The following is a 23,641-nucleotide window of genomic DNA, read 5'->3' as shown; positions in this document are numbered from 1 at the left end:
CATGCTCGGGGAGCCTCCCCACCGCACCGGCACCGGCACGAGATGAGGGATCGACGTTGGATCTGGGACTGAGCGGCAAGGTCGCCCTGGTGGCCGGGGGATCGTCGGGCATCGGCCTGGCGATCGCCCGTGAGCTGGTGCGCGAGGGCGCGAAGGTGTCGATCGCGGGCCGCGACCCCGGGCGGCTGAAGACGGCCGCCGACGCCCTCCGCGAGGAGCCGGGGGCGGTGGTCGGCACCCGGGTGCTCGACATCCGCGACACCGCGGGCGCGCAGGCGTGGGTCGACGAGACGGCCGAAGAGCACGGCGCGGTGCACATCGTGGTGACCAACGCGGGCGGGCCGCCCGCCGGCCCGGCCGGCGGCTTCGGCCCGGACGACTACCGCGCGGCGGTCGAGCTCGGCATGATCGCGCACATCGGGCTGGTGCGGGCCGCGCTGCCCCGGCTGCGGAGCGCGGGCTGGGGCCGGGTGCTGATGGTCACGAGCGAGACGGTCCGGGAGCTGATCCCGAAGTATGCGATGTCCGGCATCGCCCGGTCCGGCCTGATCGGCTATGCCAAGACCCTCGCGCACGAGCTGGGGCCGGGCGAGATCACCGTCAACGTGCTGGCCCCCGGCTACACCGCCAGCGGCGCGCTGCTCGGCGGCATGACCGGCGATCCGGAGGACGTCGCGGAGCAGGTGCGCCGCGTCGCGGTGGACGCCGGGATCCCGCTCGGAAGGGTCGCGCGGCCCGAGGAGGTCGCCGCGGCCGGCGTCTTCCTGCTGAGCGCCCGCGCCTCGTTCATCACCGGCACCGTCCAGATCGTCGACGGCGGACGTTCCCTGGGGACGTGACCGGGCGTCCGGACGGGAACGCCGCCGGACGGCTCCTGGGCTGTGTTCCCAACACCCCCGGCCCGGCGTTCTCGCCTGGCGGCTCGGACGCCGACCGTGCTTGGGCGAGCGCGACATCGCTCCGCGATCTGGCCGGTGGGGCTCGCCTCCGGCTTCGCCCCACCGGCCAGATAACGCGCTCGCGCGACGGCCGAGGCACTTTGAGACAGACCCTAGGTGTACTCGGGCCCGTGGGGCGGCCCGGCGGGTCAGGCGTCCTTGAGCTTGCCCCAGATCTTGACCAGGGAGGCGAGGTCGTCCTCGTCGAGCGTGCCGGTGAAGGCGCCGTCCAGTGCCGCGCGGCGGGTGGCGTCGGCCTCGCCGAAGGCGGTCCGGCCCTTGGCGGTGAGGGCGAGCTCGGCCGAGCGCGCGTCGTTCTGCGAGCGTCCGCGTTCGATCAGCCCGCGTTCGTGGAGCGCGTCGACCACGCGGGACACCTGGCTGCGGCTGAGCATGGTGCACGACCCCAGGTCCGACACCGAGACCGGGGCGTCCTGGTAGGAGAGCCACAGGAGCACCTCGAACCACGATAGGGGCAGGCCGTGGTGGCGCATCAGCTCGCGGCCGACCCGCTGGCCGAGGGTGTTGCCGGCCCAGACCAGACCGTAGAAGGCGAGGTCCTCTGGGGGGAGGTCGGACTCACCGAGCTGTTTCGCGGGGGACATGGCCCCAGCCTAGGTGATTTGTGTGTATGTGCACGCGTTGTAGCGTGTGTGTGTACACACAACACTGGAGGTTCCATGACCGTGTCCCGTGAGGTCCGCCTAGTGGCGCGTCCGGACGGCGAGCCCGTGCCGTCCGATTTCGAACTGGCCGAGGTGCCCGTCGCCGAGCCCGGGGAGGGCGAGGTGGTGGTGCGCAACGACTGGATCTCCGTCGACCCGTACATGCGGGGCCGGATGAACGACACCAAGTCGTACGTCCCGCCCTTCAAGCTCGGTGAGGCCATGGACGGCGGCGCCGTCGGCACCGTGGTCGCCTCCCGCGCTGAGGCGGTGCCCGTGGGGACGACCGTCCTGCACGGGCTTGGCTGGCGCGAGTACGCCACGGTCGACGCCGGCAGTGTGCGGGCGATCGACACGACCTCGGCGTCCGCGGAGGCGTACCTGGGGGTGCTCGGGCTGACCGGGCTCACCGCGTACGCGGGCCTCACCAGGATCGCGCCGGTGAAGGAGGGCGACGTCGTCTTCGTGTCCGGCGCAGCCGGGGCCGTGGGCAGTGTGGCGGGGCAGATCGCGCGGCGGCTCGGCGCGTCCAGGGTCATCGGTTCCGCGGGCGGCCCGCAGAAGGCCGCGCGGCTGACCGGGGACTTCGGGTACGACGTCGCGATCGACTACAAGGAGGGACGGCTGGAGGAGCGGCTGCGCGAGGCGGCTCCCGATGGGATCGACGTCTACTTCGACAACGTCGGCGGCGACCACCTGCGCGCCGCGCTCGCCGCGCTGCGCCTGCACGGGCGGGTCGCGCTGTGCGGGGCGGTGGCGCAGTACAACGCGGCCGGGCCGGTGCCGGGCCCCGACAACCTCGCGCTCGCCATCGGCAAGCGGCTCACGCTGCGCGGGTTCATCGCCAGCGACCACGCCGATCTGATGCCCGAGCTGGCCGGGTTCGCCGCGTCGATCCGGACCGAGGCGACCGTGGTCGACGGCATCGAGAACGCCGCGGACGCCTTCCTCGGGCTGCTCCGCGGCGCCAACACCGGGAAGATGCTGGTCCGCCTCTGAGTGGAGCGGATGTACCGACCTGCCTCCAGCGTGCACTAAGCTCGTGCATGGCCGATCGTCGGGGCGAGAGCCTCCCGATCCGACCTGGGGCTATGGCGCAGTTGGTAGCGCGCCTCCATGGCATGGAGGAGGTCTGGGGTTCGAATCCCCATAGCTCCACAGTGAGTACGAAGGGCCGGTGCGTTCGCACCGGCCCTTCGTCGCGTCATAGGCCCGGACGAGTGGTCAGGGTTTGCGGGCCACGCCGCCGAACGAGTCGAGCGGCTCGATCTCGTCGATCTCCGGGAAGTCCGGGCGCCACAGCGGGGTGGACACCACGCCCGGCTCCAGCAGCTCCAGCCCCTCCAGGCACGCGGCGATGAATCCGGGCGTGCGCGCGTGGTACGGGACCGAGCCCGCGTCCGCGCACAGTCGCAGCGCCTCGGCGCGGGCCGTGGCGTCGGCCGGTGTGTCGTCGGTGACGCCCAGCACGTTGGTGCCGTCGTTGACGACCACGAAACTGCCGGAGGGCAGCCGGGACGTCAGCGTGCGCACGATCGCGACCGGGTCGTCCTCGTCGGGCACGTTGCCGATGATGCCGAGCAGCAGCAGCGCGATCGGCTGGGAGAAGTCCAGCGTCGCCGCGGCCCGCTCGATGATGTCGCCGGGGTCGCGGACGTCGGCCTCGAGGTAGTCGCACGAGCCTGCGGGCAGGCCGGTCAGCAGCGCGCGGGCGTGCGCCACCACCAGGGGGTCGTTGTCGACGTAGACGACCCGCGCGCCGGGCGCGACGCGCTGCGCGACCTCGTGGGTGTTGTCGAGGCCGGGCATGCCGGTGCCGACGTCCAGGAACTGGCGGACGCCCTGCTCCTCGGCGAGGAACCGCACCACGCGCACCAGCAGCGCCCGGGAGTGCCGGGCGATGTCGGCGATCTCGGGGAACACCCGCATGATCCGGTCGCCGACGTCGCGGTCGACCGGGTAGTTGTCCTTGCCGCCCAGCCAGTGGTTCCAGATCCTCGCCTGGTGCGGCCGGCGGGTGTCGATCCCCGGTGCGGGGGCGCTGCTGTCGGTCATGGGGCCTTCCAGGGTCCGCGACGTCCGTCACCCGCAACCGTAGCCGGGCGGCCCGCCGCGGTGAAGGGTTCGCTGTTCGCCCCGAAATCTTCATCTGTGACCGATTGATCGTTTACGTCGCGATGTGGTCAGATGAGGTGATGATCTTGGATTGATGACCGCCATGGAAACGGAGAATCGATGCGGAAGCTGCTTCCGATCACGCTGGCCACCTCGGTTCTGGTCGCTGGATCGTTGCTCGTCGCGCCCGGTGCGCAGGCGCGCGAGAACCTGCCCAAGGAGGTGTACGGCGGCGCATGGGCCTCGGGGCACGTGCAGGGCATCGCCGTGGACCGTGCCAAGGGCTACATGTACTTCTCGTTCACCAACCTCCTGGTGAAGACCGACCTGAAGGGCAAGCCCGTCGGATCGGTGTCGGGCTTCACCGGACACGTCGGCGACCTGGACTTCAACGCCAAGGACGGGAGGGTCTACGGGTCCCTGGAGTACAAGGAGGCCAAGTCCTTCTACATCGCCATCTTCGACGTGGACAAGATCGACCGGCTGGGCATGGACGCCGAGACGTCCGGGGTCGTGTCGACCGTGTACCTGAAGGAGGTCGTCGGCGACTACTCGGCCGACATGGACGGCGACGGGAAGTTCGACGGCGACACCGGCAACACCAAGGACCACCGGTACGGGTGCAGCGGGATCGACGGCGTGGCGTTCGGGCCGGAGATCGGCAAGGGCGGGAAGCAGCGTGACGGCAACACGCTGACCGTCGCGTACGGCATCTACTCCAACACGTCCCGGCAGGACAACGACCACCAGGTGCTGTTGCAGTACGACGTCGGCCAGTGGAAGAAGTACGAGCGGCCGTTGACGCAGGAGGCCCCGCACACGAGCGGCCCCTCCCGCGTGGACGGGAAGTACTTCGTCTACACGGGCAACACGACCTACGGTGCGCAGAACCTGGAGTACGACCCGTACACCCGCACCTGGATGATGGCCGCCTACAAGGGCGTCAAGCCGGGCTTCCCCAACTACTCGCTCTTCACCGTCGACGCCAAGGCCCGTCCGCACAAGGGCGTCATCAAGGGGCAGGCGGAGCCGGAGCGCGGACTGCTCCTGCCGCTCGCCCGGCACGGCCTGAAGGACGCCGCCACCGGAGTCCGCGGCTGGGAGAGCGGCGGGCAGTACGGGCTGATCTCCCTGGGGGACGGCCGGTACTACGTCTCCAAGAACGGCACCGTGGTGGAGGACGGAGTCACCAAGCAGACGAGCAATGTCACCATGTATCGGTGGAGCGGCGCCACGCCCGACCCCCTGGCGAAGGTCTCCTAGACCGTGTTTCAAAAGCCCGGTCCGGCGTTCTCGCCTGGCGGCTCGGACGCCGACCTGGCTTGGGCGAGCGCGACCCTTGAGGCCGCCCCTGAAGCCGGCTTCTGAAGCCGCCCCTCCGGAGATCGCTGTAGGGCGTATGGCAGCCTCCGGAGGGGCGGCGGGTCAATCGCTGTAGCGCAGCACCGCCCCCACACCGAGGGACGCGTTCGGTCCGTCCGCCGGTAGGACGACCAGGTCGCCGTCAGTGGCGGCGACGGCACGGACCAGAGCCGCGTCGGCGCGTTCCTCCTGGGGATCGGTCACGCCGAGTCGGCGCAGCTCGCCCGGCGTGGCGGCGACGTGGCCCGGATCGGGGCCGATCCACAGCCGCGCCGGCGACTCGGGGTCGTCGTCCAGGAGCAGGCTCTCGACCTGCCCGCGCCGGACGGCCGCCACGGTGGCGGGCAGTCCGGCGACGGCCCGCTGCCCATTGGCCAGCTCCCGGTCGAACCGCTCGGCGACGCTCAGCACCCTTTCGGCGGTCTTGAGCTCCAGGATCCGGGCGAGTTCGGCGTTCAGCCCGGGGTCGTTGGCGGAGATGTTGCGGTCGGATTCCACGGTGTGCTCCAGCACGCCTTCGGAGATCTCCTCCAGGACGGCGCTGCGGGCGCGTACGTCTCCGGCGATCACGACCGCCCGGGCGCCGCAGTCGCGCGCCGCCCGGTCGATCTCGCGGCCGACCCTCTTGGCGGTCGCCTTCCACGCGTTCTCCTCGGCCCGCTGGAACCGCGACTGGTTCCAGTCGCCCGCCTTGGTCCTCCGGGCCGGATGGTCCTCGCCGCCCCGGACCTCGCGGTGCCGGTGCCCGCCCTCCGCGGTGAAGCAGTCGATCTCCCCGCCGCGCCGGTCCACCACCGCGACCAGGTGGGGGAACCGCTCACCCCGTCCGGCCAGGTACGGCAGGACATGCGGGAGCGGTGCGACGCGCGCCAGCGACGTGCGCGGCGGCCCGGCCAGGCGCTCGGTGCGCACCACCTCGTCGCCGGCGGCGAAGAGCACCAGCCCCTCGGAGCGGCGCAGTTCCAGTTCCTCGTGCACGACGTGCTCGACGGCACGGAGCGTCCTGTCCGGGGCGCCCTGCGCCTCCAGGTCGGTGCGGAGGGCGCGCCATCGCAGCTCGGCGGCCTTGGACGCGTCCTCGGTGGTCCGGGTCAGGTCCGCGTAGACCGACGCATAGGGTCCCGGCCGGTGGTAGAGCGGTTTGAGGAATGCCAGATCCATGGAACGGCTCTACCCGTCCCGCCCGCGTCAAACGTCGACCGGTGTGACGGGCGGGGCGGCGGTGACCGGGCACGGAGCCCGCCGGAGGCGCCGGACGGCCACGGAGGCGCTCCACGGGGCGCCGCCGCGGGGGGACAATGTCCGAGAGGAGGCAATCGTGCGTATCGGCATCCTGGGCCCGCTCGAGGTGCGGGACGAGGCCGCGCGGCCGGTCGAGGTCAGCGGTCCGCGTCTGCGCGCTCTGCTGGCCAGGCTGGCGATCGACGTCGGACGGGCAGTGTCCGCCGAACGGCTGCTCGACGATCTGTGGGACGGCGCCCCGCCAGGCGGAAACGCCTTACAGGCGCTGGTCTCCCGGCTGCGCGCCGTCGCGGGCCGTGAGCTGGTCGAATTCGGTCCGGGCGGCTACCGGCTCGCGGTCGACGCGGACGAGGTGGACGCCGTCGCCTTCGAACGGCGGGCCGCCGCGGCCCGCCGCGCGACCGACCCGTCCCGTCGCGCGCGCGAACTGCACGACGCCCTCGCGCTGTGGCGCGGCCCGGCGCTCGCCGACATCGCCGACGCCGACTTCGCCGCCCCCGTTATTGCGCGGCTGGAGGAGCTGCGGATCGCCGCGATGGAGGATCGCGTCGACGCCGACCTCGCCGCGGGGACGGGAGTGCCCCAGGTCGTCGAGCTGGAGGAGCTGGCCGCCGCACATCCGCTCCGTGAGCGGCTCCGCGCGCAGCTCATGCGCGCGCTCTACACAGCGGGCCGCCAAGCCGACGCCCTCCGCGTGTACGAGGAGACCCGGTGCGACCTAGCCGAACGCCTCGGCGTCGACCCCTCGCCCGAACTGAGCGCCGTGCATGTGGCCATCCTGAGGGGCGCCCCCGACCTGACCCCTCCGACATCCTCGCGCGCGCCCGCGCTTTCATCCGCGCCCGCGCGCCTGCCGGACTCGGCGCCCGGGGCGGTCCCGCCCCGGTCGGCGTTGACCAACCTGCCCTCGCAGCTCACCACGTTCGTCGGTCGCGAGAAGGAGTCGGAACGCGTCGGACGCCTGCTGGACGAGACGCGGCTGGTCACTCTCACCGGTCCCGGCGGCGCGGGCAAGACACGGCTGGCCGGCGAGACCACCGCCCGGCTGGTGGACGAGCAGCCCGACGGTGTGTGGTTCGTCCCGCTGGCACCGGTCAGCGACCCCGGCGACGTGGCCAAGGCGGTACTGGTCGCGCTCGGCGTGCCCGAACTGCCGTGGACCGCCGAGACCCGCACCCCGGTGCCGCCGCTGGAGCGGCTGACCGACTTCATGGCGGCCAAGCGGATGGTCCTCGTTCTGGACAACTGCGAGCACCTGATCGACGCGGTCGCGAGCGTGGTCGGCCGGGTGCTGGAGGCCGCGCCCGGCGTGCGCGTCCTGGCGACCAGCCGAGAGCCGCTCGGCATCACCGGAGAGTCCCTGTGCCCCGTCCCGTCTCTGCCGCTGCCGCCGGACGGCGCGGCCGCCGAGGAGGCGATGCGCTACGCGTCGGTGTGGTTGTTCGCCGACCGCGCGGGCGCGGTGCGCCCGGGGTTCGTCGTGGACGGCGACACCGCGGCGCACGTGGTCGCGATCTGCCGCGCCCTGGACGGCATCCCACTGGCCATCGAGTTGGCTGCCGCGCGGCTGCGCTCGCTGACACCGGCCCAGGTGGCCGGACGGCTCGGCGACCGGTTCCGGCTGCTGACCGGCGGCAGCCGTACCGCGTTGCCCCGGCACCGGACACTGCGCGCAGTGGTCGACTGGAGCTGGGAGCTCCTGGACGACGTCGAGCGCACGGTGCTGCGCCGCCTGTCGGTGTTCGCGGGCGGCGCCACACCCGACGGCGCCACTGCAGTGTGCGGTGTGGAGGGGGCCGGCGCGCCCGATCCGCGCGACGTGATCGACGTGATCGCCGCGCTGGTGGACAAGTCCCTGGTGATGGCGAGCGGCGACCCGGAGGTGCGGTACCGGCTCCTGGAGACCGTCCGCGTATACGGCGCCGAACGGCTCGCCGAGGCGGGTGAGACCGTCTGGATCAAAAGCGCGCACGCCGCCCACTTCGTGGAGCTCGCCGAACGCGCCGAACCCGAGCTGCGCCGCCGCGACCAGCTTCACTGGAGCGACCTGCTGGCCGCCGAGCGCGACAACTGCAACGCGGCGTTCCGGCATGTCCTGGACGTCCGCGACGTGCCCACCGGGCTGCGTCTGGTCGCGGCGCTGGCGTGGTTCTGGCTGATGCGCGATCTGGAGAGGGAGGCGGGCGGCTGGGCCATCGCGGTGCGGGAGATCGCGGGCGACACGGCCCCGCCCGGACTGGAGGAGCAGTACGCCATCTGCTTCTTGACGGCGATGATGGTGAACGGGATGACCTCCGAGTCCGGCCCCACCCCCGTGCAGATCCGCGACCTTATCGATCAGCTGGTCAAGGTGATGCCGGCGGAACCGCGGCACCCCGCCCTGATCATCGCGCCCGTCGCCGGCCCGCTCTTCACCGGCGACATCGACGGCGCCCGGCGGTTGATACAGGGCGTCGCGGAGCATCCCGACCCCTGGGTCCGGGCCGTGGCGCACGTCATGGAGGGGTTCCTGGCGATGAACGACGGCGAGATCGAGCAGGCCGCCGAGCAGGTCCGCGCCGCCTACGAGGGGTTCCGTGAGCTCGGCGACCGATGGGGGATGGTCCTCGGGCTCAGCGGCCGGATGAACCTCGCGCTGGTGCGGGGCGAAACGGCCGAGGCCGTGCGCCTGGCGGAGGAGGCCTACGAGTACGCCGTGCGGCGGGGCTCCAACGAGCAAGGCGCGGTTCTGCGCATCACCGTCGCTCAAGCGCGGGCCGCACATGGCGATTTCGACGGTGCGCGCCGGGACCTTGCCGACAGCATCCGCGACACTGAACGGATCGGTGAGTACGCCGACGCGGCCCATGGCCGTGTCTGGTTGAGCGAGCTTGAGCGCAGGGAGGGCAACCTCGCCGCAGCGCGTCCCCTGCTGGAACGCGCTCTGGAGGACGTCGAGCCGAGACGACACCGGGCCGACTTCACCCAGGTCAGCGTGATGGTCTACGCCAAGCTGGCCTGCCTGGTCGAGCAGGAGGGCGATCTGGAGGAGGCGGCCCGCCTGCACGCCTGGGCGTTCTCTGGGGTCGCCGACAACATGCTGCTGGGCAATCAGGTCCTCGCCACCCTCGTCGAGGGGGTGGCGGCGCTCTCCGCCGCGCGCGGCGAGCATGTCCGCGCCGCGGAGCTGCTCGGCACCGCGCACAAACTGCACGGCTTCCGAGACCGCTACAGCCTTGAGGCACGGCGCGCCACTGCGGCGGCCACCGAAGCGCTCGGCGCGGAGGGCTTCGACGAGGCGTACGCGCGCGGACGCCTCGCCACAAGGGAAGAGGCCCTGGCCATCGTCCCTGACGGCGGATGAGGGGAATCACGGCGCGACCGCCCTGGCCACCGCCTGACCAGCCCCCACTGCCCCGACATCGTTTCGGAGGAGTCGCCATGACGGAGACCGCGGTTCTGCCAGCCCCAGCCGTACCCACGACCGCCGTCCCGCCCGCCGCCGCGGAGGTCGGCCTGCTGCTCTCGCGCAGCGGCCTCCCCGCGACGGCGGAGGAACTGGCGGTGCTCGCCGCCGGTCACGAGTTCCAGCAGGCCGCCCTTGCGGGGCTGTACTCCGTGCCAGAAGCGCGGTACGTCGACCCGGCACTGAGATTCCGCGCCGACGCCCGCTTGACCGACTGGTCCGAGTAGCGCGCTCCTCGTGCACGCCCGCGCCTTATCCGGGACATCACACCCAGGGTCAGGCGCGGCGTGCGTACATCCGCATCGCCAGCGGGAACGTGACCAGGACGATGCCCGCCGCCCAGGCGAGCGTGTACCAGGCGTGGTTGCCGACAGGCCCGCCGAGGGTGAGTGCCCGTATTGCGTCCGCCAGATGCGACACCGGGTTGACCTTGGCCCACGCCTGTAGCCACCCCGGCATGCTGGAGGTGTCGGGAATCAGGATGCTGCTGCCGAACGTCAATGGCATCACCCACAGGAACGCCAGTCCCTGCACGGTGCCCGGTGAGGGGGCGACCAGCCCGACCAGCACCGAGATCCAGGAGACTCCCATGTAGAACACATAGGCCAGGGCGAAGGCGGCCAGCACTGATAGTGGGTCGTTGTGGAACCGGAACCCGAGGATCGACCCGAAGCCGACCAGGACCGTCATCACTATGACGAACCGGACCGTGTCCCCCAGGACCGTGCCGATCAGCGGTGCGGAACGGGCGATCGGCAGGCTCCGGAACCGGTCGAAGACCCCCTTGTGGATGTCCTCGTTCAACGCGGTGCCGAGACTCATCGTCGCGAACATCGTCATCTGCGCGACCAGGCCGGGCAGCAACTGCTGTAGGTAGGTGTGGGTGCTGCCCGACACCGCCCCGCCGAACACGTAGAGGAACAGCACCAGGAACACGATGGGCATCAGCATCGTGTCCAGCAGCTTCTCCGGAGAGTGCTTGAGCTGCGCGATGTTGCGCCACGCGAGCGTCAGCCCGTGGCGCATCGTGCGCTGGGGGCTGATCCGCCCTGGCGGCTCGACCCGTGCGGTGACACCGGTGCTCGTGATGGCGGTCATGCCGGAGTCCTTTCGGGAACGGATTCGGTGTCCGCCTCCTCGGCGGGATGTCCGGTGAGGGTGAGGAAGACCTCGTCCAGGCTGGGCATGCGCAGCGCCAGCTCGGCGGCCACGATGTCCGCCTCGTCCAGCCGCCGGACCACCGCGGACAGCAGTGTCGGGTCGCTCACCGGAACCGTGACCAGCCCGGACGGTTCCTGGACGGTCGGATGCAGCCCGGTGAGCTCGGCGACGATCGCGGTGAGCTGCGAGGCCCGGTACGGCTCGGCCGCACGGACCTCCAGCGTCTGCCGGCCGATCCGGGACTTCAGCTCGGCGGAACTGCCCTCGGCGATCACCCGGCCGTGGTCGACCACCGTGATCTGGTCGGCGAGCGCGTCGGCCTCCTCCAGGTTCTGGGTGGTGAGCAGCACCGTGGCCCCGTCGGCGACCACCTCGCGCACGGTGTCCCACACGTCGTTGCGGGCGCGGGGGTCGAGCCCGGTCGTGGGCTCGTCCAGGAAGATGACCTCCGGCCGGTTGATCAGGCTGGCGGCCAGGTCCAGCCGCCGCCGCATCCCGCCCGAGTAGGTCTTCACCGCGCGCCCGCCGGGCTCGGTCAGGCCGAACTGCTCCAGCAGCCCGGTGGCGCGGTCACGTGCGTCGGCCCGGTTGAAATCCAGGAGCCGCGCGATCATGCGCAGGTTCTCCGACCCGGTCAACTCCTCGTCCACCGAGGCGTACTGGCCGGTCAGCCCGATCATCGCGCGCACCCGGACCGCGTCCTTCAGCACGTCGTACCCGCACACCTCCGCGCGCCCGGCGTCGGGCTTCAACAGGGTGGCCAGGACCCGCACGGCCGTGGTCTTGCCGGCGCCGTTCGGCCCCAGCACACCGAGCACCGTCCCACGGCGCGCGGCGATGTCGACCCCGTCCAGGGCCTGAGTATCCCCGAACCTCTTCCGCAGGCCCTCGGCCTGGATCACATAGCTCATTCACGGTTCCTCACGTCTCGGCGTCTGCCTGGAACCACCGTCGGCGACGGCACTGACGTGGTGCTGACGTGAGCGCCGCGCGGGGACGGTCACGCTGACGGGACGCTGACACGGTCCGCCGAACGCCCGGTCGTGCCGCGACCGCGACCGCGACTGCGGCTCGTGAACAGGCTGTGACCAGCAGGTTTACGTGAGGGGTCACGGAGGTAAGCGTCCCGATTTGACGTGGGGGGCGCGGGAATCTAACGTTCTACCTGCCCCGAGGGGATGCGGAACGCCGAGAGGCGGACGGCCCCGGGGAAAGCCACTCAGAAGAAATCGGTTCGAAGCACACTGCGAACCGAGGTAAGCTGAAGTAGCAGGCCTGGAACGGGATGCAGGACGCCGCAAGGTGGCCGGCCCGGTGGCCCCCCGGTACATCGAGTCGCAGGCTTGGGTCTGTGTGGTTGGTGTGTGGGGATCGGGTGATTCTTGACCGTCGAAAAAGATCTTCGGATCTGGACTTGACAGCCGGGAAGATCCTGGTAAGTTAGAAGGGTTGCCCCGGAGTGAGGCCCGCGAGAGTGGGTGGAGCGCGGTGGGTGTCCGTTTCTTGAGAACTCAACAGCGTGTTAAAAGCCAGTGCCTTAATCGGTTCGGTCATTAGTTGGCTGGACCACCCCGTGCCACTGTCCTTCGGGTTGGTGGCAGGGATTCCTTTGAGGCAATTGCATGGACTCTTCGGGGTTCATGGTTTTGCTGGGATTGTTTCCGAGGTTTGGCGGTTTCGGGGTTCGCCCCCCGGGGTCGTCGTTTGGACCTTAATGGAGAGTTTGATCCTGGCTCAGGACGAACGCTGGCGGCGTGCTTAACACATGCAAGTCGAGCGGAAAGGCCCCTTCGGGGGTACTCGAGCGGCGAACGGGTGAGTAACACGTGAGCAACCTGCCCCCGACTCTGGGATAAGCCTGGGAAACTGGGTCTAATACCGGATGTTACTACTGGCCGCATGGTCTGGTGGTGGAAAGTTTTTCGGTTGGGGATGGGCTCGCGGCCTATCAGCTTGTTGGTGGGGTAATGGCCTACCAAGGCGACGACGGGTAACCGGCCTGAGAGGGCGACCGGTCACACTGGGACTGAGACACGGCCCAGACTCCTACGGGAGGCAGCAGTGGGGAATATTGCGCAATGGGCGGAAGCCTGACGCAGCGACGCCGCGTGAGGGATGACGGCCTTCGGGTTGTAAACCTCTTTCAGCAGGGACGAAGCTAACGTGACGGTACCTGCAGAAGAAGCGCCGGCTAACTACGTGCCAGCAGCCGCGGTAATACGTAGGGCGCAAGCGTTGTCCGGAATTATTGGGCGTAAAGAGCTCGTAGGCGGTTTGTCGCGTCTGTCGTGAAAGCCCACAGCTTAACTGTGGGTCTGCGGTGGATACGGGCAGACTAGAGGCAGGTAGGGGAGAATGGAATTCCCGGTGTAGCGGTGAAATGCGCAGATATCGGGAGGAACACCGGTGGCGAAGGCGGTTCTCTGGGCCTGTACTGACGCTGAGGAGCGAAAGCGTGGGGAGCGAACAGGATTAGATACCCTGGTAGTCCACGCCGTAAACGTTGGGCGCTAGGTGTGGGGTCCTTCCACGGATTCCGCGCCGTAGCTAACGCATTAAGCGCCCCGCCTGGGGAGTACGGCCGCAAGGCTAAAACTCAAAGGAATTGACGGGGGCCCGCACAAGCGGCGGAGCATGTTGCTTAATTCGACGCAACGCGAAGAACCTTACCAAGGCTTGACATCGCCGGAAAACTCGCAGAGATGCGGGGTCCTTTTGGGCCGGTGACAGGTGGTGCATGGCTGTCGTCAGCTCGTGTCGTGAGATGTTGGGTTAAGTCCCGCAACGAGCGCAACCCTCGTTCCATGTTGCCAGCACGTTATGGTGGGGACTCATGGGAGACCGCCGGGGTCAACTCGGAGGAAGGTGGGGATGACGTCAAGTCATCATGCCCCTTATGTCTTGGGCTGCAAACATGCTACAATGGCCGGTACAGAGGGCTGCGATACCGTGAGGTGGAGCGAATCCCTTAAAGCCGGTCTCAGTTCGGATCGAAGTCTGCAACTCGACTTCGTGAAGTCGGAGTCGCTAGTAATCGCAGATCAGCAACGCTGCGGTGAATACGTTCCCGGGCCTTGTACACACCGCCCGTCACGTCACGAAAGTCGGCAACACCCGAAGCCCGTGGCCCAACCAGCAATGGGGGGAGCGGTCGAAGGTGGGGCCGGCGATTGGGACGAAGTCGTAACAAGGTAGCCGTACCGGAAGGTGCGGCTGGATCACCTCCTTTCTAAGGAGCATTCAACTGGCCGGATCCTGACATCCTCTTCGGGGGGTGGGGTTTGGTCGGTGGTCGCTTTTGACGGCGTATGTTCGTCAGGCGGCTGCTCATAGATGTGGAGCACTGGCTACTCAGTTCATTGTTCGTGTGGATCGGTTAGTACCACCTTCTTCGGGAGGAGTGGGAACGGCGGTTTCGGGCGGGTGGTGGGTTGGACACGCTGTTGGGTCCTGAGGGAACGGACCCTTCAGCCCCTGAATGTCGGCCCTGTTGTGGGGTTGGTGTGAGGGGGCTGGGTTGTTTCTTCTGGATTGCGGGATCACATCGAACCCCTTTTTGGGTGTTTTGGTGTGGTGGGCCCGGTTGTTTTTTGAGAACTGCACAGTGGACGCGAGCATCTCTGGTGAACGACGACTTTTGTTGTTGTTTATCTGCGATTTGTTGTGATCGTTTTGTGTGTTCAAGTTTTTAAGGGCATACGGTGGATGCCTTGGCATCAGGAGCCGATGAAGGACGTGGGAGCCTGCGATATGCCTCGGGGAGTCGGCAACCAGACTTTGATCCGGGGATTTCCGAATGGGGAAACCTGGCACCCGTCATGGGGTGTCGCCGCCGTCTGAATGTATAGGGCGGTTGGTGGGAACGCGGGGAAGTGAAACATCTCAGTACCCGCAGGAAGAGAAAACAATAGTGATTCCGTGAGTAGTGGTGAGCGAAAGCGGATTAGCCTAAACCGTGCGCGTGTGATACCTGGTAGGGGTTGCGTGTGCGGGGTTGTGGGACCATCTGGCCGGATCTACCAGTCTGGCAAGGAGTTATAAACTGCTCGGGTAGTTGAACGGCATGGGAAGGCCGACCGTAGACGGTGAGAGTCCGGTAGACGAAACCTGTAGTGGCTTCTAGGTGTGTTCCCGAGTAGCACGGGGCCCGTGAAATCCCGTGTGAATCTGCCACGACCACGTGGTAAGGCTGAATACTTCCTGATGACCGATAGCGGACCAGTACCGTGAGGGAAAGGTGAAAAGTGCCCCGGTGAGGGGTCGTGAAATAGTACCTGAAACCGTGTGCCTACAAGCCGTCAGAGCGTCCTCAATGCCTTTCGGGGTGTTGTTCGTGATGGCGTGCCTTTTGAAGAATGAGCCTGCGAGTTATGGTGTGTGGCGAGGTTAACCGGTGGCGGGTAGCCGTAGCGAAAGCGAGTCTGAATAGGGCGTTTGAGTCGCATGCTGTAGACCCGAAGCGGAGTGATCTAGCCATGGGCAGGGTGAAGCGCCGGTAAGACGGTGTGGAGGCCCGAACCCACCAGGGTTGAAAACCTGGGGGATGACCTGTGGTTAGGGGTGAAAGGCCAATCAAACTCCGTGATAGCTGGTTCTCCCCGAAATGCATTTAGGTGCAGCGTCGTGTGTTTCTTGCCGGAGGTAGAGCTACTGGATGGCTAATGGGCCCTACAAGGTTACTGACGTCAGCCAAACTCCGAATGCCGGTAAGTGAGAGCGCGGCAGTGAGACTGCGGGCGATAAGGTTCGTAGTCGAGAGGGAAACAGCCCAGATCATCGGCTAAGGCCCCTAAGCGTGTGCTAAGTGGTAAAGGATGTGGAGTTGCTGTGACAACCAGGAGGTTGGCTTAGAAGCAGCCACCCTTGAAAGAGTGCGTAATAGCTCACTGGTCAAGTGATTCCGCGCCGACAATGTAGCGGGGCTCAAGCACACCGCCGAAGCCGTGGCACTCACATCTTTGGTGTGGGTGGGTAGGGGAGCGTCCTGCAGCCGGCGAAGCCGCCGAGTGATCGAGTGGTGGAGGCTGTGGGAGTGAGAATGCAGGCATGAGTAGCGAATCACACGTGAGAAACGTGTGCGCCGGATGACCAAGGGTTCCTGGGGCAGGCTAATCCGCCCAGGGTAAGTCGGGACCTAAGGCGAGGCCGACAGGCGTAGTCGATGGACAACGGGTTGATATTCCCGTACCCGCTGGTATGCGCCAACGCTGAATCCTCTGATGCTAAGACCCTGAATCCTTTCCGGTCCCTTCGGGGGCTGGTTTGGCCTAGCGGTCGGTCCGAGGGGGTAGTAGGTGAGCGATGGGGTGACGCAGGAGGGTAGCTCAGCCCAGGCGATGGTTGTCCTGGGGTAAGCATGTAGCCCGCGCTATAGGTAAATCCGTGGCGCATTTAAGGGTGAGATGTGATGCCGAGCCGTTTTAGGTGAAGTGAGTGATCCCATGCTGCCGAGAAAAGCCTCTAGTGAGTGTACCGGCGGCCCGTACCCCAAACCGACTCAGGTGGTCAGGTAGAGAATACCAAGGCGATCGGGTGAACTGTGGTTAAGGAACTCGGCAAATTGCCCCCGTAACTTTGGGAGAAGGGGGACCACGTCCGGTGATGGCACTTGCTGCCGGAGCTGGGGGTGGTCGCAGAGGCCAGGGGGAAGCGACTGTTTACTAAAAACACAGGTCCGTGCTAAGTCGTAAGACGCTGTATACGGACTGACGCCTGCCCGGTGCCGGAACGTTAAGAGGACCGGTTAGATCCCTTTCGGGGGGTCGAGGCTGAGAATCTAAGCGCCGGTAAACGGCGGTGGTAACTATAACCATCCTAAGGTAGCGAAATTCCTTGTCGGGTAAGTTCCGACCTGCACGAATGGCGTAACGACTTCCCCGCTGTCTCAACCACAGGCCCGGCGAAATTGCAGTACGAGTAAAGATGCTCGTTTCGCGCAGCAGGACGGAAAGACCCCGGGACCTTCACTATAGCTTGGCATTGGCGCCTGAAGCGTCTTGTGTAGGATAGGTGGGAGACTGTGAAGCCGGCACGCCAGTGTCGGTGGAGTCGTTGGTGAAATACCACTCTGGTCGTTTTGAGCGTCTAACCCGCACCCGTGAATCCGGGTGGGGGACAGTGCCTGGTGGGTAGTTTAACTGGGGCGGTTGCCTCCTAAAGAGTAACGGAGGCGCCCAAAGGTTCCCTCAGCCTGGTTGGTAATCAGGTGGTGAGTGCAAGGGCACAAGGGAGCTTGACTGTGAGACGGACGTGTCGAGCAGGTGCGAAAGCAGGGCCTAGTGATCCGGCACCGGCGTGTGGAAGCGGTGTCGCTCAACGGCTAAAAGGTACCCCGGGGATAACAGGCTGATCTTCCCCAAGAGTCCATATCGACGGGATGGTTTGGCACCTCGATGTCGGCTCGTCGCATCCTGGGGCTGGAGTAGGTCCCAAGGGTTGGGCTGTTCGCCCATTAAAGCGGCACGCGAGCTGGGTTTAGAACGTCGCGAGACAGTTCGGTCCCTATCCGCTGCGCGCGTAGGAGAATTGAGAGGGTCTGTCCCTAGTACGAGAGGACCGGGACGGACGAACCTCTGGTGTGCCAGTTGTCCCGCCAGGGGCACGGCTGGTTGGCTACGTTCGGTAGGGATAACCGCTGAAAGCATCTAAGCGGGAAGCCTTCCTCGAGATGAGTTCTCCCTCCCACCTTTCGGGGTGGGTTAAGGCCCCCAACAGACCATTGGGTTGATAGGCCGGACATGGAAGCACGGTAACGTGTGGAGTTGACCGGTACTAATAGGCCGAGCGGCTTGAACAACACTTCTAAAATGTTTTGCTGCTGTCGTTTGGTGTTCGCGTCCCTGTGTAGTTCCCGGAAAACAAACGGGAACACGCCCCCGTATGCGGGGTTTTGATTTGTGAATATTGCTCTGAGCTTTGGTTGCTTGGACGATTACTTCCCGCCACCCGATTGGGTTGGGTGGTTGGGGTTTGGTCGTTCGGTGGTTATGGCGGAGGGGAAACACCCGGTCCCATCCCGAACCCGGAAGTTAAGCCCTTCAGCGCCGATGGTACTGCACGGGAGACTGTGTGGGAGAGTAGGACACCGCCGGACTCTTTTTGTGAAAGGCCCCGCCATTCGGCGGGGCCTTTCTCATTTCTCCAGCTCTTTCAGAAGCGACTGCACGGCCAGCAGGTCGTCCTCGCTGAAGACGCTGACGCCGTTGCGTTCCAAGAGGACGGTGGTCACTCCGTCTCCCGCGACGGACACGCCGGCGAACGTCCCGTCGTGGACCCGCCCGTTCCCGCAGGAAGGGCTGCCCTGTTTCAGAAGCGCGATCCGGGCGCCGGCGCGCTCAGCGGCCTCCAGGGCGAGCCGGGCCCCGCGGACGAAGTGCTCCGTGACGTCCTCGCCTGCGGCGGTTCGTACTTGGGCCGTGCCGTCGAGCACCGCCGCGGCGTCACCGACGATCTCGGCCGGGGGGCGCGGCACCGGCAGACCGCCCGACACCTCCGGGCAGAACGGGACGAGACGTCCCTCCGTGCGCCACTGCGCGAACAGCTCGTCGTGCACGGCCTTCCCGCGCCCGTCGTACCGGACGGGCCTGCCGAGCAGACAGGAGCTCACCAGAATCGATTCCACACGATCAGCCTATGCGGACCGCTTCGATGGGACTCCCCGGCGACTCCCACTGGTCCTGGCCGGCGGGCCGTCGTGGGGCGGATGCTCACTGAAGTGGGTCCTGCCCGCCGCCAACTTCGCTTCGGCCCTGTGTATTCGTTCGGAACGGCGGGGGCTCCGTGCAGTTCGCGGGCGGCGGTGCCGGTAGAAAGGCAGACGCTCTTGGTAGGCGGGGACTCCCGGCGGGACAGGCATTTCTGGCGAGGAAGGCAGCTCTGGCGAACCCGTCGCTGCTTTTCGCCGATATCCCGCTGCAAAATGTGATCACCTGACTACAATCGGCCATTGTCACTGACACTGGGTACCTCGTCCAGGGAGAGCGGCGATGCTTCATGCCTCGATCGCACCAGCCCGGCCGCAGCACCGGATTCGCGGGGGCGATGCCATCGTGATCACGCTCGCCGCCCTCATCGGCGCCATCACGGCCGCCGACCTCGTTCTGCCCGACCGCTACACCACCATGGCCCTCCTGGTCGCCGTCCCCACGCTGGCGGCGCTGTACCCCTCCTGCCCGCCCCGATACGCGCTGCTGATCGGGGCGCTGACGCTGGCCGTCGCGACGCCGCTCGCGATCCTGCACCGCGAGGCCCATCCGATCGTCGCGGTCGGCAGCCCGCTCGGCATCGCGGCCACCACGGCGATGATGTACATCTCCGCGCGCAGGCAGCAGCGCAGCGATACCGCCCAGGCCGACCTGCGCGAGATCGCCGAGGCGATGCAGCGGGCGCTGCTGCGGCCGGTGCCCGAACGGCTCGGCCCGGTGCACGCGCGGGTCCGCTACCTGGCCGCCGCGGCGCAGGCCCGCGTGGGCGGCGACCTCTACGACGTCGCCAGCACCCCCTACGGGGTGCGGCTGATCGTCGGCGACGTGATGGGGAAGGGGCTGGCCGCCGTCGAGCAGGCCACCGACGTGCTCGGCGCGTACCGCGAACTCGTCCAGCACGAGAAGTCGCTGCCCGAGGTCGCCGCCCGGCTCGACGCGTTCCTCGCCACCCGGACCGGTGAGGAGGAGTTCGTCACCGCGCTGTTCGCCGAGGTCTCCGCCGACGCCGACACCGTTGAGCTGGTCACGTGCGGGCATCCGCCGCCGCTGCTGCTGCGGGCCGACGGCCGGGTGGGGTTCGCCGACATGCTGCCCCCGGCCCCGCCGCTCGGCCTGCTGCGCATGGTGGAGGGAGGGTGCGCGGCCACCACCCTTGCGCTGGGGCCGGGGGACCGGATGCTGATCTACACCGACGGGGTGAGCGACGCGCGGAACGCGGCCGGCCGCTTCTACCCGCTCGCCGAACGCGCCCGCGCGTTGGCCTGCGACGATCCCCGAGAGCTGATGGAACGCCTCGAGACCGACCTGCGTGCCTACGTCGGCGGACGGCTCCACGACGACACGGCACTGCTCCTGGTGCGCTTCGGCTGGTGACCCCCGCACGGCGCGGCGCGCATCACGCGGGGCATGAGCTCCGGAGGGCGCGGGGTGCGCGGCGCGCGAGTTGGGGCCGGTGGTGGAGCGGCCCGGTCGCGTCCGGCCGAGGTGCGGGCGGGTCAGCTCTTCTTGTCGGCGCGGACGCGGTCGACGGCGATCTGCGCGACGCGCACCGCGGCGGCCGGGTTGAGGCGCACGCCCCGCCAGGCCAGCCGGCCATGGGCGGGGGCGACGATCAGCGCCTGGTTCTTGTCGATGCCGCGGACGATGTCGCGGGCCAGCTTCTCGGCGGTGTAGAGGCGGGGCGACGCCTTCTTGATGTCGTTCTTGGCGTCGCCGCTCATCGGGGTCTCGGGCAGGTCGGGGTTGACGTTGGCGAGCAGGGGGGTGTCGACGAAGCTCGGGCAGACCACGCTGACCCTGACGCCGCGTCCGGCTGCCTCGGCGCGCAGGCCGAGGGACAGCCCCACCACGGCGTGCTTGGTGGCGGTGTAGGGGATGCCGATCGGCATCGGGACCAGCCCGGCCAGTGAGGCGGTGTTGACGATGTGCCCGGAGCCCTGCGCCAGCATGATCGGGTACGCGGCGTGCACGCCGTGCACCACGCCCTTGAGGTTGATGTCGATGGCCCGGTTCCAGTGGTCGAGGGTGAGCTCCTCGGCCAGGCCGCCGATCGCGATGCCGGCGTTGTTGAAGACCAGGTCGAGCCGGCCGTGCTCGGCGGCGGCGCCCTTGTACAGCTCCTCCACCGCGCCCGCGTCGGTGACGTCCAGCGCCGCCGAGGTCGCCCTGCCGCGGCCGAGGGTGTTCAGCCGGGCCGCGACCTTCGCGGCGCCGCCCGCGTTGATGTCGGTGACGATCACCGTGTCGCCGCGCGCTACCAGGGACGTGGCGACCGCGCGGCCGATGCCGGACGCGCCTCCGGTCACGATCGCAATGCTCATCGGGGCTCCGCTCGCTGCGAGGGCCGACCGCGCGGCCGGGCCCGAAGGGGGAGTGGGCCCGGCCCGCGCCGACTAATTGGATGGGGCGTTTAATTGGGTGGATTCTACGGGGCGGTGGACCGTCCCGGTACTCACCGCGGTGCTAAGGACGGCCGGCCGGCTGCTCCAGCCGCTCCACCTCGAAGTCGGCCGGGTCCAGGCGCCGGGTGCGGAGCCAGTAGTTCACCGTCGAGGCGGGCCAGGCGGCCCGGTTGGCGCCGTCGCGGTCGAGATACCAGCCGGTGCAGCCGCCGGCCATCCAGACGGCGCCCTCCGACTTGCGGCGCACCCAGGTGGTGAACCCGAGAAGCCGGTGCCGACGATGACGACCTTGTACGGTCCGCCCGGTCCCGCCGCGGGCGTCACCGCGGCGGGACGGGGGGAGGGCGCGGGCGCGTCCGCCGCGGCGCGTGCGCGGGTCACGGGTCACGGGTCAGGCGGCCTTGGCCGGCTGGACGGCGCGGCGCCGCTTCGGCTCGTCCCAGATGCCGAACGCCTTCCACACCCGCTTGTTGACCGGGTTGACGACGTCGAGCTCGGCCATCAGATCGCGGATCTTGCCGACGGAGTTGGCGATCTCGGCCTGGGCCGCGTCGTTCTTGTAGGCGTCGCGGACGACGTCCTTGGGGATGTTGAAGTGCCGCACCATCGGGCCGGGCGGGGAGAGCATGATCCGCGCCATCACGCCGAGCACGATCGGGGTGGCGACGCCGAGGATCCGGCGCCGGATCGGGTTCATGTTCGGCACCCGGTGCTTGAGGTAGTGCCGGGCGAAGGAGATGTGCCGGGCCTCCTCGGCGATGTGGATCTTCATGATGGTCTCCTCGAGCGGGTGCTTGATGTGCCCGCCCTTGAGGGACTTGCGCTGCACGTAGTCGATCGGGTCCTCGCCGCCGAGCACGAACACGAAGAACAGCTCGGTGTTGACCAGCGGGATCCACGGGGCGGCCTGCGCGACCGCGCTGAGCGCCCGCGGCATGCCCTTGATCGGCATCTTGGTGCGGTTGACGAACTCCTGGAACATCATCCCGTGGTGACATTCCTCGGTCGTCTCGTGGTAGACGTAGCGGAACTCGGGCCGGCCGTTCGGCAGCCGGTAGGCGTAGTTGAGCAGGCCGCGCTTGAGCAGGTTCTCGAACTGAAGGCCGATCTTCATGGCGGTGGCGACCCGCCACAGCCCGATCTGCGCCTGGATCTCGGGCGGCTGGGACTGGTACCAGGCGGTCTCGCCGAGCCGGTCGAACGGCGGGAGGATCCAGCGCGGGTCGGTCTTGTCGACCAGGAACTCGGGGTCGTTCCACGGGATGTCGGCGTACGCCTCCCAGTGCTTGTCCACCGAGGCCTTGTTGAGGCGCTCGATGACACCCAGGTAAGCCTTCTTGTCCTTGACCTGCTCGCGGACTTCCTCGGCGAGTTCGGTGGGGGCCTTGGTCATGTCGAGCGCTCCCTCGGGAGGTGGGCGGTGTTCAGGGGGTCGGCGTGCTGGGTGCGGTGAACGGGGTGGGGTGAACGGGGTGCGGTGCGGGGTTCACGGCGTTCGAAGTGCGGTGTCGGGATGCTTCAGGTGTACGTCGCGGCCGGGGCGTCGGGGGCCCTGAACTCGGCCACGGGTGCTTTGCCGAGGGGGGAGGCGGGTTCGGAGGCGGGTTCGGAGGTCGCCGCACTGGAGGGGGGCGCGGTGGCCGCCGCTCCCCTGGTGCAGGCGGTGGACGTGACGCTCGTGGGAGCGGCGTCGCCCGGCGGGGTGGAGCCGGTGTCGGTGGTGGGCGGCGGGGACGCCGCGGTGGGTGTTCCGGGCTGGGGGACGATCAGCCGGGCGAAGTCCTTGACCTGCCTGAGCACGGCCTCCTGGTGGCCGCTGGCGTCATCGTCCAGCGCGTTCTGCACCGACAGCCCGACGAACATCGCGAACAGGCCGCGCAGCAGCGTCGGGACGAAGTCGGGCGCGAGCTCGTTCTCGGGGAACATGCGCTCGAAGGTCTCGGTGATGACCTGGAGGATGCGCTCGTTGAGGTCGCGGCAGAGCGGGCGCAGCTCCTCGTCGGTGCGGGCCGCGACGGCCAGCTCCATGAGCGCCTTGGCGGGCGGGCCGCGGAAGACCTCCCAGAGCAGGTCGAGCGCGCCCTCGACGTTGCGCCGGCCGGCCGGCAGCACCGCGAACGCCGACTCGTACGCCAGCCGCTGCGCCTCCAGCAGGTGCTCGAGCGACGCGGCGACCAGCACCATCTTGGTCGGGTAGTGGTGCTGCTGGGCGCCGCGCGAGACGCCGGCGCGGCGGGCGACCTCCGTGGTGGAGGTGCCCGACCAGCCCAGGTGGACGAGGCAGTCCATGGTCGCCTCCAGCAGGCGTGCCTGCGTCTGCGACCGGCGCTCCTCCTGGGTGCGCCGACCGCCGCCGCTGCTGCCGCGCCTGCGCGGATGACGTCGCCGAGTGCTCACTGACACACCCCGACCGTACGAGCGCGACATACAAGCAAGCAAGCCTGCATGTATGTTGCGCGGGTCACAATTGGACGGCGAGTCTGATTCGCGGGGCATCTCGGGCCTGTTCCTCTGGGCTCGGAACGTTCCCGCACCCTGTTCACCGGCTGACCGGACGGCCGGTACCGCGTTGGGCGTACGCGCGCCGCAGGTGGTGCCGCACGGGGAG

16 protein-coding genes, 1 tRNA gene and 3 rRNA genes are annotated in these 23,641 nt (G+C 68.2%); 10 read left to right on the top strand and 10 right to left on the bottom strand.

All coding sequences use genetic code 11. From position 1 onward, the window contains the following. Positions 1 to 56 precede the first annotated feature (56 nt). Positions 57 to 839 carry an SDR family NAD(P)-dependent oxidoreductase gene (locus tag OHA34_RS12845; RefSeq protein WP_285944430.1) on the top strand — a complete coding sequence of 261 codons (783 nt, stop codon included), beginning with the start codon at positions 57 to 59 and terminating at the stop codon, positions 837 to 839. Between the two features lie 248 nt (positions 840 to 1,087). On the opposite strand, the gene OHA34_RS12840 is transcribed toward OHA34_RS12845, so the two are convergent. Continuing rightward, positions 1,088 to 1,543 (bottom strand): MarR family winged helix-turn-helix transcriptional regulator, encoded by a 456-nt coding sequence (locus OHA34_RS12840; protein ID WP_285944431.1) that lies wholly within the window; start codon positions 1,541 to 1,543, stop codon positions 1,088 to 1,090. Between the two features lie 75 nt (positions 1,544 to 1,618). Here OHA34_RS12840 and OHA34_RS12835 point away from each other — a divergent pair, with 75 nt between their 5' ends. Both OHA34_RS12835 and OHA34_RS12830 read left to right on the top strand, forming a co-directional pair. Beyond that, on the top strand, positions 1,619 to 2,602 hold the full coding sequence (locus OHA34_RS12835; protein WP_285944432.1) for an NADP-dependent oxidoreductase: 984 nt from the start codon (positions 1,619 to 1,621) through the stop codon (positions 2,600 to 2,602). Between the two features lie 86 nt (positions 2,603 to 2,688). Continuing rightward, positions 2,689 to 2,761 (top strand) — tRNA-Ala (locus tag OHA34_RS12830). A gap of 66 nt (positions 2,762 to 2,827) precedes the next feature. On the opposite strand, the gene OHA34_RS12825 is transcribed toward OHA34_RS12830, so the two are convergent. Then, entirely contained in the window at positions 2,828 to 3,658 is an 831-nt protein-coding gene (locus OHA34_RS12825) for an SAM-dependent methyltransferase (RefSeq protein ID WP_285944433.1), read from the bottom strand. Between the two features lie 180 nt (positions 3,659 to 3,838). Here OHA34_RS12825 and OHA34_RS12820 point away from each other — a divergent pair, with 180 nt between their 5' ends. Further along, a complete protein-coding gene (locus OHA34_RS12820; protein WP_329521712.1) occupies positions 3,839 to 4,981 on the top strand; it encodes a hypothetical protein in 1,143 nt (380 codons plus the stop codon). Between the two features lie 162 nt (positions 4,982 to 5,143). Here OHA34_RS12820 and OHA34_RS12815 read toward each other — a convergent pair whose 3' ends face one another. Beyond that, entirely contained in the window at positions 5,144 to 6,241 is a 1,098-nt protein-coding gene (locus tag OHA34_RS12815; protein WP_329521711.1) for a baeRF2 domain-containing protein, read from the bottom strand. Between the two features lie 157 nt (positions 6,242 to 6,398). Between OHA34_RS12815 and OHA34_RS12810 the strand changes: the two genes are divergently transcribed. Beyond that, positions 6,399 to 9,665: an AfsR/SARP family transcriptional regulator gene (locus tag OHA34_RS12810; RefSeq protein WP_329521710.1), complete on the top strand. Its 3,267-nt coding sequence runs from the start codon at positions 6,399 to 6,401 to the stop codon at positions 9,663 to 9,665. Positions 9,666 to 9,742: 77 nt separating this feature from the next. Further along, positions 9,743 to 9,994 (top strand): hypothetical protein, encoded by a 252-nt coding sequence (locus OHA34_RS12805; protein ID WP_285944437.1) that lies wholly within the window; start codon positions 9,743 to 9,745, stop codon positions 9,992 to 9,994. 49 nt (positions 9,995 to 10,043) lie between these two features. Here the strand turns inward: OHA34_RS12805 and OHA34_RS12800 are convergent, their stop codons facing one another. Continuing rightward, entirely contained in the window at positions 10,044 to 10,865 is an 822-nt protein-coding gene (locus OHA34_RS12800) for an ABC transporter permease (protein ID WP_285944438.1), read from the bottom strand. Beyond that, positions 10,862 to 11,839, bottom strand: coding sequence for an ATP-binding cassette domain-containing protein (locus OHA34_RS12795; RefSeq protein ID WP_285944439.1), 978 nt, complete (start codon positions 11,837 to 11,839; stop codon positions 10,862 to 10,864). The genes OHA34_RS12800 and OHA34_RS12795 overlap by 4 nt, the downstream gene beginning before the upstream one ends. An 800-nt stretch (positions 11,840 to 12,639) precedes the next feature. On the opposite strand from OHA34_RS12795, the gene OHA34_RS12790 reads away from it, so the two are divergent. From OHA34_RS12790 to rrf, 3 genes are all read left to right on the top strand, one after another. Next, a 16S ribosomal RNA gene (locus OHA34_RS12790) occupies positions 12,640 to 14,157 on the top strand. 449 nt (positions 14,158 to 14,606) lie between these two features. Continuing rightward, positions 14,607 to 17,724, top strand: a 23S ribosomal RNA gene (locus OHA34_RS12785). A 180-nt stretch (positions 17,725 to 17,904) separates the two neighbouring features. Then, positions 17,905 to 18,021: ribosomal RNA gene (gene rrf / locus OHA34_RS12780) — 5S ribosomal RNA — on the top strand. Together the 16S, 23S and 5S rRNA genes form the textbook arrangement of a ribosomal RNA operon. A 39-nt stretch (positions 18,022 to 18,060) precedes the next feature. Here the strand turns inward: rrf and OHA34_RS12775 are convergent. Then, complete coding sequence (locus tag OHA34_RS12775) at positions 18,061 to 18,549, bottom strand: DUF523 domain-containing protein (RefSeq protein ID WP_285941367.1); 489 nt, start codon at positions 18,547 to 18,549, stop codon at positions 18,061 to 18,063. 427 nt (positions 18,550 to 18,976) lie between these two features. Between OHA34_RS12775 and OHA34_RS12770 the strand changes: the two genes are divergently transcribed. Beyond that, positions 18,977 to 20,005: a PP2C family protein-serine/threonine phosphatase gene (locus tag OHA34_RS12770; protein WP_285941365.1), complete on the top strand. Its 1,029-nt coding sequence runs from the start codon at positions 18,977 to 18,979 to the stop codon at positions 20,003 to 20,005. Positions 20,006 to 20,127: 122 nt separating this feature from the next. Here the strand turns inward: OHA34_RS12770 and OHA34_RS12765 are convergent, their stop codons facing one another. From OHA34_RS12765 to OHA34_RS12750, 4 genes are all read right to left on the bottom strand, one after another. Next, positions 20,128 to 20,952: an SDR family NAD(P)-dependent oxidoreductase gene (locus tag OHA34_RS12765; RefSeq protein ID WP_285941363.1), complete on the bottom strand. Its 825-nt coding sequence runs from the start codon at positions 20,950 to 20,952 to the stop codon at positions 20,128 to 20,130. Between the two features lie 142 nt (positions 20,953 to 21,094). Then, positions 21,095 to 21,280: a hypothetical protein gene (locus tag OHA34_RS12760; RefSeq protein WP_285941362.1), complete on the bottom strand. Its 186-nt coding sequence runs from the start codon at positions 21,278 to 21,280 to the stop codon at positions 21,095 to 21,097. A 144-nt stretch (positions 21,281 to 21,424) separates the two neighbouring features. Next, positions 21,425 to 22,426 carry an AurF N-oxygenase family protein gene (locus tag OHA34_RS12755; RefSeq protein WP_329521709.1) on the bottom strand — a complete coding sequence of 334 codons (1,002 nt, stop codon included), beginning with the start codon at positions 22,424 to 22,426 and terminating at the stop codon, positions 21,425 to 21,427. A gap of 125 nt (positions 22,427 to 22,551) precedes the next feature. Further along, positions 22,552 to 23,436, bottom strand: a complete 885-nt coding sequence (locus tag OHA34_RS12750) for a TetR/AcrR family transcriptional regulator (RefSeq protein ID WP_329521708.1) — start codon at positions 23,434 to 23,436, stop codon at positions 22,552 to 22,554. Between the last annotated feature and the right edge of the window lie 205 nt (positions 23,437 to 23,641).

This window comes from Spirillospora sp. NBC_01491 (genome assembly GCF_036227065.1).
Taxonomy (GTDB): domain Bacteria; phylum Actinomycetota; class Actinomycetes; order Streptosporangiales; family Streptosporangiaceae; genus Spirillospora; species Spirillospora xylanilytica.
Note: the sequence above shows the minus strand (reverse complement) of the source record. Positions and strands in the feature narration are given on the sequence as shown.